The organism is Stenotrophobium rhamnosiphilum, from assembly GCF_003052265.1.
GTDB lineage: Bacteria > Pseudomonadota > Gammaproteobacteria > Nevskiales > Nevskiaceae > Stenotrophobium > Stenotrophobium rhamnosiphilum.
Window position 1 is genome coordinate 1 of sequence record NZ_QANS01000013.1, and the last position, 8,139, is coordinate 8,139.

Annotated in this window: 3 protein-coding genes; 2 read left to right on the forward strand and 1 reads right to left on the reverse strand. The window is 51.4% G+C overall.

Annotated elements, in window-relative coordinates; all coding sequences use genetic code 11:
• Nucleotides 1–1,507: DUF6531 domain-containing protein (locus tag CJD38_RS18400; RefSeq protein WP_146166023.1), on the reverse strand; the 1,507-nt coding region annotated here is incomplete at its 3' end.
• A 754-nt stretch (nt 1,508–2,261) separates the two neighbouring features.
• On the opposite strand from CJD38_RS18400, the gene CJD38_RS18195 reads away from it, so the two are divergent.
• Together CJD38_RS18195 and CJD38_RS18200 are read left to right on the forward strand one after the other, a co-directional pair.
• Nucleotides 2,262–6,542, forward strand: coding sequence for a beta strand repeat-containing protein (locus CJD38_RS18195; protein ID WP_161554292.1), 4,281 nt, complete (start codon nt 2,262–2,264; stop codon nt 6,540–6,542).
• A 126-nt stretch (nt 6,543–6,668) separates the two neighbouring features.
• On the forward strand, nt 6,669–8,139 hold a 1,471-nt coding region (locus tag CJD38_RS18200), incomplete at its 3' end, for a DUF6531 domain-containing protein (RefSeq protein WP_146166024.1).

The window sequence follows — 8,139 nt, forward strand, 5'->3', positions numbered from 1 at the left end:
TCGACTTCAGAACATTGCCTGCAAAACCACTCTGATACGCGCGGCCTTGCGCGTCATAACTGATCGTTGCGTAGAGACTATTATTTTCGTCAACGATACCGGTCAGTGCATAAAGGTGAGGAGAACCGAAGTATTGATACTTTTTGATTCTTGTATCGGGGTAGGTCACCGTCGACAAGCGGCTGTACTGAGTATCAAATCCGTAAAGAACATTGCCGTCTGGAGTGGTAACTTTTATGAGTTTGTCATTGGCGTTGTAGAAGAAGTTAAGGCTTCTTCCGAAACTGTCGGTCATAGCCACGAGCTGACTATTGCTATAGGTCATGTTCTGCGCATAGCCATCCTGAAAAGTTACGGATGTTAATGCGCCTTCTAAGTTGTACTGTTCGGTAATATTATTTTCATCGGTGAGCGTATAACCCGCCGACAAGACGACTAATTTCAGTGGCACATCAGACGCGGCGGTGCAGCTTGCTCCCAGGCAGTCAAATTCGTACTGACTTCCGTCTGGGCGTCGCGATAACAGATGGTTGTATCCAGCGCTGGGATCTGGATAAGGCGTGGCGCGGGTATTGTAAATTTTGATCGTCGTGCCATTTGGCATTTGGCATTGAAAATTACCAATATACGTTGCTGAACCAGATTGCCCAGAGGACAACTCTGCTGCGCCTTGAATGCAAGCATCACTAGGCGTTGTGTAAGTTTGCGAAACTAACTTAATGCCTTGTGGGGGCGCAATCACATTCTCTAGCGGATAAATCCTTCGGGCAGAGTAATTGCTGTGCCAACCGGCACTTAATATTAGACCCGTATTGGTATCACTACTGTTATAGCTCCGCGTGAGTTTTAGTCGCTTGTCATTCGATTGATAGTCGACCTCTTGAATACTTTCGTTACCGCTGCCGATATTAATGGGCTTCGAAGTATTGGCTGCCCCCGTCTTAGCAGTGCTACAGGGATCGCAGCCGGCATCCTTGGCTTTGGCATAGGAAACGTAGTATCCGGGCGGCACACATCGAACCCGCAGATCTGTCACCAAACGTGGAGAGTGTGCTCCGTTGTAATGATTCAGAAATGGCTGCTTAATTGCTGCAGCGCTAAAGCCATTGCTGCTGCTTAGATAAAAGGTTTCAGGATGGCGATACCATTCTACAAATGCGGATCCCATCAGTTCGGAATCACGTATCCTGGTTCCAGGGGCTCCTTGGCAGGTTGCAGCGGCAGCCTCGGGGCTCGCGTGGCGCTGTCCGTACCCGCAGGGGTTTTCACCTCCGCTCTGTTGGGCCAGACCTGCGGGCGTGAATAGCCACCCACCTACCGTGTACCAATCAGGGGCTCGTCCTCCTGTGCAAATTACCCCTTCCGCTTCTGCGTTAGAGCTGAAGAAGCTTGCCGACATTCCCAATAACAGCAACATGGCAGCTGAGAAAAATGAATTCGACAGCATGCGACGTGGTTTCTGGTTCGTTAGTGGAATCATTGCTCTGCCGCCTTCCTTGATCAGCATTTAATTATTTTAGAAACGCAATACAAGCGCTAAGAAACCTTTAGCTCTCGACGTGTCAGTGCAAACTCCAACCAATATTGCGCGCTCGCCTACGAGCAAGTAGCAGCACTCAGTGTTGTATTGATATTGAAACAATCCCAGTGTGTGCCGTCTAAGACTGGCTCACAAATCGCGTGTATAGCCGTTCGCAGTATTCATTACTATTGTTTTTAATATCCCCTAATGCAGGAGACTAACAAATTGCGCGTGCAATACGCCAAAGAAATTTTCGCGAAGAATTAATGTCAGCGCAGATCGTTTCTTGGACATGAATCATCATGTGAAAACAAACAGAGTGTTTCCCAAGTAATGGGAATTCTGAGCAACAATTTATCTCACTCGAATATTTCGAGCAGTTAGTTTATGGTGTCGCAATAAAGAGCCCGCATATTGCTTTAAAGCGAATGCTGATGGCCATACGAATAAAAGCAGTACGTCACCTTATTCATCGCGGGACGATGGGGAAGCATCGATAAGTTTTACGTGCCGCCGGTTTATTCGGTCGGCTCTTGTGCTCGTGGATGTATTTAATAAAAATCAAAATAGCTGCAAGGGAATTGACATGGAACGTCATCAGAAAGCTCTTAATTTCTTCGTGCGTGCACTTAAAAAATCCGCACAATCATTAAGGAGGCGTTCTAGTTCAAAGTACTCTTCGCTCCAGCAGGAAGCATCTTGGATTAAGACGCTAACGGCCCTGACGTTACTGGTGGCGATGCCCAGTATCTCTCTTGCCGATACCGACCAGTACTATTACAACGGCAGCAACCAGCTCGTTCAAATCGTGAACGACACGTCGAGTCGTGTCGTGACGTACTCATATGATGCTAATGGCAGCGTAGTCGCGGTTAATTCTGTCGCTGTTAGCGCGCTGACTATCTCAGGGTTCACGCCAGCAGCCGGAGCCGTCGGAAGTCAGGTGACCATATATGGCACCGGCTTTGATCCTGTACCCGCCAACAATATTGTTGCGATCAACGGCACTTCCACGTTAGTGAGTTCAGCGTCAGCAACGCAACTCGTTACTTCGGTGCCCACTGGTGCGTCGACGGGAAAGATTACTGTTTCAAACCCTACCGGCAGTGCGGTTAGTGCCGCTAACTTCGTTGTGAGTGGATCCGGTGGCGGTACTGGTGGCCCGATTGCAACTGTGGCGCCTGGCTCTTTGGCGTTTCTCAGTCAAGGTGTAGGAAGCACGAGCGCTTCTAAAGCCATCACGCTGACAAATACTGGCGCTGCAGATCTGCATTTCTCGTCGCCAGTTTTGTTCGGCGCACACGCTAACGATTTCTCAGTTTCAAGCAGCAGCTGTTCGTCCGCGCTGATCGCCAATGCAAGCTGCACGATTAACGTGACGTTTACTCCGGCGGCTACGGGCAATCGCTCCGCAGCAGTTATTGTCCTGTCCGACTCAACAAATGGTGCTCAGTCTGTTCCTCTCTCGGGAATGGGTGCTATTGCTACAGCCACCGCAGCGCCTAGTGCGCTGACGTATGCAGACCAGTTGATCAATACCACCAGTATCGCTCAAAACGTCACCGTGACGAATAGCGGTGGTTCGCCGTTAATTGTTTCGGGCCTGACTTTGGCTGGAACTAATTCCGGTGACTTTGCAGTCTCTAATAATGGTTGCTCGGCAGCAGTCGCTGCTGGTGCGAGCTGCGTCATCAGCGTTACCTTCCGCCCCACCGCAACGGGCGCTCGCTCGGGTAGCTTGCAGGTTGCCTCAAACTCCAGCAACGGCGTGCAGCAAGTGTCGTTGGCAGGAACGGGCACTGCACCTGCGGCCAGCATGTCGCCAAGCAGCCTAGCGTTTGGCAATCAGTTGATTGGCACAACGAGCACAGCGCGTAGCTTAACGGTCACGAATTCAGGCACAGCGCCTCTTACCGTCAGTGCGCCGACAGTGGGCGGCGTTAATCCTGCCGACTACGCTATTTCCGGCAATAGCTGTACGGGTGCTGTAGCTATCGGCCAGAGCTGCATCATCAATGTCACTTTTGCTCCAAGCGTTACCGGCAGCAGCACAGCTATGTTGCAAGTTTCTACTGATGCAGCGACAGGCACGCAGTGGATCTCGTTATCAGGTACGGGCATTGCGCCGCTGATCTCAGTAGCGCCGACAAGTAATGCGTATGGAAATGTGCTGATTAATACAACTAGCGCGGCTAAGATTTTCACCGTGACCAATAGCGGAAGTGCACCTCTCACAGTGGGGATGCTCTCATTCTCAGGTGCTAATGCATCTGATTTCACAATTTCCAGTGTTGGTTGCGCAGGCACTTTGAGTGTCGGGGCGAATTGCACCATCAGCGTGACGTTCCATCCCGCAGCTACAGGCGCGCGTGTCGCAAGTCTCCAGATACAGTCGGATGCGAACAACGGAGCGCAGCAAATTTCATTGACTGGAACGGGTATTGCACCTGCCGCCAGTGCAACACCGACGAGCCTTGCTTTCGGCAATCAACTGTTGAGCACGATAAGTACTGCGAAAGTGGTGACGGTCACCAGTACGGGGTCGTCAGCTCTGACTGTTGCGACGGTGTCTCTGTCAGGCACTAACGCTAGCGATTACACGATTTCTAGCAATGGATGCACTGCAGCAGTTGCTGTTGGCGCGAATTGCACAATCACTGTGACGTTCAATCCTGCTGCAGTTGGATCGCGCATAGCCAATCTTCAGATTGCATCGGATGCGAATAACGGTGCGCAACAAGTGTCACTCACCGGTTCTGGGGTGACTCCTGTTGCGAGTGCAACGCCGACAAGCCTTGCATATGGAAATCAGCTGCTGGGTACGACAAGCACTGCGAAAGTGGTCACCGTTACAAATACCGGTTCTTCCGTTTTGACCGTTGGGACGGTATCGCTGTCAGGGACAAATGCGGCTGATTTCACCATCACCAGTAATGCTTGCACTACCGCCGTGGCTGTTGGTGCGAATTGCACAATCAATGTGACGTTCCGTCCGGCCGCAGTTGGAGCGCTCACGGCCAGTCTTCAGATCCCATCGGACTCTAACAATGGGACGCAGCAGGTTTCGCTTAGCGGCATCGGGATCGCCCCTGTTGCGAGTGCGACGCCGACTAGCCTCACGTTTGGAGATCAGCTGTTAGGTGCGACAAGCACTGCAAAAGCAGTGATGGTTACGAACACTGGCTCCTCTCCTCTAACCGTGGGAACGCTTTCCTTCTCGGGAGCCAGTGCAGCGGACTTCGTCATTTCCAGCAATGCTTGCACCACTGCTGTCGCTGTTGGTGCGAATTGCACGATTAATGTGACCTTCAATCCGACTGCAGTTGGATCACGAGTAGCGAGCCTGCAGATTCCTTCAGATGCAAACAATGGCACTCAGACAGTATCTCTAACGGGTACGGGTACGGCTCCTATCGCCAGCATGACGCCGAGTAGCCTGACATTTGGCAATCAGTTGCTCAGTACGACGAGTACGGCACGCAGTTTGACCGTCACCAATTCAGGCACCGCTCCGCTGACCGTCGGTTCAGTTGGAATTGGGGGCATAAATCCTGGCGACTACACCATTTTTGCCAATACCTGTACTGGCGCTGTTGCGGTGAGTCAGAGTTGCACGATCAGTGTCACCTTTGCTCCGACAGTCACAAGCAGTCGTTCAGCGACATTGCAGGTTTCTACGGATGCAGCGACAGGGACTCAGTGGATTGCACTGTCTGGTACAGGTATTGCGCCACTGATCTCCGTTGCACCTACAAGCAATGCATTTGGAGGCGTGCTGATCAATACGACTAGCGCCACTAAAATTTTCACGGTGACCAATACTGGAACGGCACCACTCACAGTAGGAATGTTGTCGCTCTCGGGCGCCAACGCATCAGATTTCACGATTGCCAATGCGGATTGCACAGGCGCTTTAAGTGTTGGGTCGAATTGCACCATCAGCGTGACATTCCATCCTGTTGTGACAGGTGCACGTATCGCGAATCTCCAGATTCAATCCGATGCGAATAATGGCGCACAGCTGATTGCATTGACGGGAATGGGCATTGCACCTGCAGCGAGTGCAACACCTACAAGTCTGGCGTTTGGCAATCAACTCTTGGCGACCACCAGCGTTGCGAAGATAGTTACGGTTACTAACACCGGTTCGGCTCCTCTGGCGGTGGGCGCGCCCACGCTCTCCGGAGCAAACGCCGGTGATTTTACCTTCGTAGGAAATACTTGCAGCGGAGCAGTAGCCGCAGCGCAGACTTGCAGCATCAGCATCACCTTCACTCCCGGAGTAACCGGTAGCCGCAGCGCCACGCTGACGATTCCTTCAGATGCAACCAATGGGGCGCAGACCGTGAGCCTATCTGGCACGGGTACTTTGCCTGCCGCTAGCGTCGCCCCGAGTTCTATATCTTTTGGAAACCAATTGGTCGGCAGCCCAAGCAGCTCGCAATCGGTAACGGTGACCAATACTGGCACGGCACCGCTACATGTTGGCACGCTCTCTTTTAGCGGCACTAACGCGGGCAACTACGCAGTGGCGAATAACGGTTGCAGTTCCGCTGTTGAACCAAGCGCAACTTGCACTTTAACAGTCACGTTTAATCCTTCAGTGATGGATAGCAGTTCTGCAACGCTGAATATTGTCTCTGATGCAACAAACGGCACGCAGACTGTGTCGCTGAGTGGCACGGGCATTGCCCCGATGGTCACTATTTATCCGAGTACTAGGGATTTTGGTCTTGTACTTGTGTCGCTAAGCAGCAATCCCATGTACTACGGGGTTAAAAACTCGGGGACCGCACCGTTACAAGTTGGAACCCTATCCTTTGCAGGCACTAACCCTGGTGATTTCATTATTACAAGCAGCACCTGTAATAACGTTGTCGCTCCTGGGCTGGATTGCAGTGTTGGCGTGAAGTTCAAGCCAGCGCATGGCGGAGCTCGCTCTGCAACCTTGCAAGTGCCATCGAATGCTTTTAACGGGACACAGACTTCAGGAGCCACTGGCACAGCTTTGGGGCTCTGATCGATGACTTGCAATGAATGGCACACAAACAGCGAATACGACGTGAACTACGCTTCCGCGTTAATCGTTTCAGAGTGTTTGGATTGCGTTTCTAAATAAATACGGATCAAGGAAGGCGGCAGTGCAATGACTCAACTAACAAACAAGAAACAGCATCGGATGCTATCCAATCCACTTTTCTCAATAGCGATGTTGCTGTTGTTGGGAGTTTCTGCAAGTTTTTTCAGTATGAGCGCGCATGCTGAAGGTGTGGACTGTCCAGCGGGGCAGGCCCCTGATTGGTTTGCGGTGGGAGGATATTCATGGGGAGGAGGTTTTGCGAGCGGACCGCTCAACCCTTGCGGCGGACAACATTATCCAAGTCCCGAAGCGGCCGCCAGCGCATGCCAAAGCGCGCCTATCGGCGTTGTGATTAATACTTGCAAGTTAACTGGAGTTGGATTTGTTAGGTGGTACCGTGGCCCGGGTACGTTTCATCGCACCGGCTCGAATAACTTTAGCGCAGGACAACTGCAACAGCCAGCGCATTGCTTAGCCTCGGGTGCATATGGCCCATGGACGAACTCAGAGCTGTATATGAAATGCGGCCCTGCAAAATTCTATTTCTCGATTGCCAAAACGAAGGATCAGGGCTGCGATCCCTGCAGCACGGCTCAGAAAGGAATTGTTAATACCCACAAGCCCATCAACATCGGTAGCGGTAATGAAAACATTCAGGAAGTCGACTATCAATCAGGCGACGGACGATTAAAGGTATCTCGCAGCTATAACAGCAGCGACAATACTCGCAGTCAAATTCTTAGCCCCGGGTGGCGCAGTAATTTTTCTTCGCGAAGCATTGCGCCGCTAGAAAGTGCAGTCAAATATCCACCGTCCCTGAAACTTGTTTCGCAAACTTATACGACCCCTAATGATGCTTGTGCGTTAGGTTCAGTAGAAGTTTTCCCGGGCCTGTCAGGCACTGCTACATACATGGGCAATTTCCAATGCCAGATGCCCAGCGGTGAGATCTTCCGGATTTACAGCAATGGAACCCTTCCGCTTTGGAACGCTAGCTCTGGATACAGTCATTTGGCGATTAGACGTCCTGACGGAGGGCAGTATGAATTTAATTGCTTGGGTACAAGCTGTGAAAGCCCTTCAGATGTCCCGCTGAAGCTGACGGCCTCCGCAACAGGCTACACGCTGATAGATGAGCACAACACAATCGAGCAATACAACGTCGAAGGCGTACTGACGTCCATTACTTATCAAGATGGCTACGTGCAGAACCTAGCCTACACCAACAGCCAGTTAACAACTGTCACTGATAGTTTCGGGAGGAGTCTTAGCTTTTTCTACAACGCTGCCTTTCAGTTAACGAAAGTAATAACTCCGGACGGCAACGTTCTCTATGGATTTGATACTCAATACGGCCGCTTGTCTACGGTAACCTTTCCAGACACGCGCCTCAAAGCTTATCAATACGCTAATGGACTCGACAATAACCTGCTCACCGGTATCGTTGACGAAAATAATAGTCTCTACGCAACGATCAGTTATGACGCGCAAGGCCGCGCGTATCAGAGTGGTTTTGCAGGCAATGTTCTGAAGTCGA

Bases quoted from the DNA above. Each gene is read 5' to 3' on its own strand.
- CJD38_RS18195 (WP_161554292.1), top strand. From the start codon at position 2,262: ATGCCCAGTATCTCTCTTGCCGATACCGACCAGTACTATTACAACGGC.